The organism is Luteimonas saliphila, assembly GCF_016774335.1.
In the GTDB taxonomy this organism is placed as follows: domain Bacteria; phylum Pseudomonadota; class Gammaproteobacteria; order Xanthomonadales; family Xanthomonadaceae; genus Luteimonas; species Luteimonas saliphila.
Genome location: NZ_JAETWA010000017.1, coordinates 1 through 3427, shown reverse-complemented (window position 1 = coordinate 3427; position 3427 = coordinate 1). Strand labels below are relative to the sequence as shown.

At 55.2% G+C, this 3427-nt stretch carries 5 protein-coding genes; all 5 read left to right on the top strand.

What is annotated here, in order from left to right; genetic code table 11:
* Window positions 1–519: 519 nt before the first annotated feature.
* The 5 genes from JMO03_RS04525 to JMO03_RS04505 all read left to right on the top strand — a co-directional run bounded on the left by JMO03_RS04525 (window position 520) and on the right by JMO03_RS04505 (window position 2645).
* The gene (locus tag JMO03_RS04525; RefSeq protein ID WP_202840746.1) at window positions 520–918 is read left to right on the top strand and encodes a hypothetical protein; all 399 of its coding nucleotides are present in this window, start codon (window positions 520–522) and stop codon (window positions 916–918) included.
* A gap of 59 nt (window positions 919–977) precedes the next feature.
* Entirely contained in the window at window positions 978–1355 is a 378-nt protein-coding gene (locus tag JMO03_RS04520; protein ID WP_202840743.1) for a hypothetical protein, read from the top strand.
* A gap of 123 nt (window positions 1356–1478) precedes the next feature.
* The gene (locus tag JMO03_RS04515) at window positions 1479–1865 is read left to right on the top strand and encodes a hypothetical protein (RefSeq protein ID WP_202840741.1); all 387 of its coding nucleotides are present in this window, start codon (window positions 1479–1481) and stop codon (window positions 1863–1865) included.
* Between the two features lie 17 nt (window positions 1866–1882).
* On the top strand, window positions 1883–2290 hold the full coding sequence (locus JMO03_RS04510; protein ID WP_202840739.1) for a hypothetical protein: 408 nt from the start codon (window positions 1883–1885) through the stop codon (window positions 2288–2290).
* Between the two features lie 82 nt (window positions 2291–2372).
* The gene (locus JMO03_RS04505; protein WP_202840737.1) at window positions 2373–2645 is read left to right on the top strand and encodes a hypothetical protein; all 273 of its coding nucleotides are present in this window, start codon (window positions 2373–2375) and stop codon (window positions 2643–2645) included.
* Window positions 2646–3427: the final 782 nt, after the last annotated feature.

Sequence of the window (3427 nt, the reverse complement as noted above, 5' to 3'; positions counted from 1 at the left end):
AGGCGTTAGCCCCCAATGCGAACATCCCTAGCACTTCTCTTTCTTCTGCTCTTAAGTCCTGGCGCGACGGCCAAGTGTGGCGCAAAGTTCTACGTATTCTCCGGCTCGGTGGAGGACGCAAACGGAGTCCCCTTGCCCAATGCCCTTGTTGGTGTCTCGTGGATAGAGAACTCCGTTCCAAACGGACCCGCCATGACACTCACAGACGGACTGGGCAACTACTCAATCCCCGTTAGGTTTGACACGTTCTCGGGCTACTCATTCTTTAGCGGTGACAAGTGTAAAGGTCGTCTTTCTCTGGTCTCCATCATGGCTTACACAGGCACTCACCGCTCTCAACCCGACTTCATTGATGTAGGCAAATCGCATCAGGTCGCTGTTCCTCCACTTCGGGTCAAGTATGAGATTGACTTTGAGCCGATCTGGCCAGATGAGGTTGGGGGCTAACAATTCATTCAAGCCGAAGCCGCTTCGCGGCTCGGCTTAATTCAGGCGTTAGGGCTCAATGGGGAGGGCCTCGTGATTGACATTACTTTCAAGACCGACAAATTCAACCTGTCGGTCGTTGGTTCCGATTTCATCAATGACTGTTGCTTCGGCGAGGACTTGTCCAACTGGCTGGCGTCGGAGTTGCCATCCACTGGCGTTACTGCCGACATAATCTGCATGGAGGACTTCGGCTGGGCCAATCTGGCTGAGTACCAGGGCGCCTCGTACTTAATGTGCGTGGCCGGCAACTCCGACGAAGATCCAGCCAATCCAAACTACGGCGAGTGGCATGTCATGCTGGAGCGCGGACGCACCTTCATGCAAAAGCTCCTTGGCAAGAACAAGATTGCCTCTTCAGACCCAATAGTTGGCAGGGTCGCCCAAGTATTGCGTGATGCGGGGTTTGCCAATGTCGCGGTTGAGCCCTAACAATTCATTCAAGCCGACCCCGCTTCGCGGGTCGGCTTAACTCAGTCGTTAGGCGTCACATGAAGATTCGTCTCATCCATCTAGCAGCATTTGTGGCATCTGTCTTAGTCATGGGTTGCGCACACAGTCCGATCTCCACGCAAGTAGATCGCTCATTCCGGTATCAACCGACAGATTTTGAGAAGCAAGTTGGCTATCCACCGTGCAAGGTTTCCGTGCCGCTTACACAAGACGAGGCACTGCGGGCGGCTGAGCGCAGCGGCGCTCACAACTTTGATAAGAGTTCGGAGTGGTCAGAAATGATCGCCCTGATGGAAACAGGCGACCAACTGCGGTACGTATGGTGTATACCCAAGGGACGTGGTGGCATGGTGTTCTTTGCACTGTATCGGGGACTCAATATGGTCACCAAGGTTCATACAGTGATGCTGGACTAGGGCGTTGTAGTGACGCCTAACAATTCATTCAAGCCGACGCCGCTTCACGGCGCGGCTTAATTCATGCGTTAGGCCGCTATGAAAGCTCTGTCGAGAGTGCTAGTAGTTTTGCTAATAATGTTCTTGGCATTTGCTGCCAATGCTTACGTTCAGCACTTCACTCGTGCGCTCTTCTTCGACTCCCAGGTTCCGCGCAGCTACCTAGAAATGATCTTCTGTGCGCTGGCCGGAGCTTTAGCCGCCACGGTCGTTGCTTCGGCTCCACTTGCGGCTGTATTCCGCAGACACGCATGGTTAGCTGCGGTCGCCGTCTCTACCCCTGTTCTTGCATTGCGACTCACTGAGTTCTTCACATACACCGGAGCAATCTCCTCACAGGTTAAAGTCATGGCAATCGTGGAGGCATCAAGCTACTTCGCTCTTCTTGTACTAGGTGCATGGTTCGTTTCGCGCATCTGGCCGCGACCTAACAGTTCATTCAAGCCGACGCCGCTTCGCGGCGCGGCTTAATTCAGGCGTTAGGCGGCATGGACGGATACTGGTTCACCTCAAACTTGTTCACGGTTGAACCCGGAGAGGACGAGGAGGTCAATCCTGGCCGTTATGGGCGGCAGCTCGCCATTTGGCTCAAGGCGCAGCTTAAACAGTGCGATTACAGCGTCGAGCCGGTCATTGCGGAGGACTGGGGCCGTTGCCTTATGCTCTCCCGTGATCCATTTTTGTTGTGGGTCGGCTGTGGCAACGTTGACGACTTAGCGGCAGATGATCCAACCAATGGCAAGATCACTTGGCACTGCTTTCCAGCCGCCGAGGTTCCGCTCTTCAAACGTCTTTTCGGTAAGCCGGACACAAGCGCCGCTCTGTCAAAGCTAAATGCAGACTTGCGTTCCATTCTCAGTACAGAGTCTGCGATTACGTTGGTGGCAGAGCCGTAGGCTTGCCGCCTAACAGTTCATTCAAGCCGTGCCGCTTCGCGGCACGGCTTAATTCAGGCGTTAGGCATCAAGAGAGAGATCTATGCGCGTCGATCTAGCGCTCTTTGATGGGGACGAGCTGCTGGATCGTGGCGAGCTCTTGGTAGGCAAAGCCGCACAGACCAGCTCATTTGCCCTATTCCAGGCGACCTTTGAGCTGAGACCCGATGCAGCGGACATTGTTCTTGCCAACTTCCCAGAGCACGTCGATCTCACCAAGGTCACTCTTGACATGCCGATCCATGAGTCCGCAGATTGGGAGTCTGTTGATCTTGGCAGGTACACGCTGGCCTTCTGGTGCCGGCTTGATGCCTAACCATTCGTTCAAGCCGACGCCGCTCCGCGGTGCGGCTTAACTCAGGTGTTAGGCCCCAATGCCAGGATCCATCATCGGTGAGTTGATCCTCCAACCCATAGCCGAGGCGTTTTTGCAATTCGTTGGGTATTTCACGGGTCGGGTCGTTGTTCCAGCTATCTCGTTCGGGCGAGCCTACGTTGAGCCAGCTCCAAAGGGCGTGCGTGTCTGGCCAAAGTGGCACGGTTTCAATCGTGGCTCAGACGGCCGCATTGTGCTGGACTGTGAGATGGGTGCTCTTATGGGTGTGATCTTCTGGCTCGGTATTAGCGTTGCGGGCTATTTCATCTACCGCTGTGTTGGGGCCTAACAATTCGTTCAAGCCGATGCCGCTTCGCGGCACGGCTTAACTCAGTCGTTAGGCCGCTATGGCAACAGTGTCGCTACTGAAATGGTTATTTCGCTGGGCTGTTGCTGGCCTCGCCGCGGCTGTGGTTCTTCTAGCAATCTTTTCCGTCGCGCCTAGTTCGTGGCATCAGTACCTTGAGGCTTGGTTCGTGTTCCTGTTCCCTCCCTCAATCATTCTTATGGCCGCGGAGGCCTGCCAGAGCTGGTTCACTTGGTGCTCGGCTCAGTACATGCTGCTGGCAAGCCTTCTCAACGTTCTGCTCTACGCTGTGGTCGGAGCCATTCTCTGGTTGCCGGCGCGGATGCTATCGCCGGTTCTTGGTCGCGGGCGCGCGGCCTAACAATTCATTCAAGCCGACGCCGCTTCGCGGCGCGGCTTAATTCAGGCGTTAGGC

Excerpts from the sequence above, each read along its gene's own strand:
- JMO03_RS04520 (WP_202840743.1), top strand. The coding sequence starts at position 978 with ATGAAGATTCGTCTCATCCATCTAGCAGCATTTGTGGCATCTGTCTTA.
- JMO03_RS04510 (WP_202840739.1), top strand. The coding sequence starts at position 1,883 with ATGGACGGATACTGGTTCACCTCAAACTTGTTCACGGTTGAACCCGGA.
- JMO03_RS04505 (WP_202840737.1), top strand. The coding sequence starts at position 2,373 with ATGCGCGTCGATCTAGCGCTCTTTGATGGGGACGAGCTGCTGGATCGT.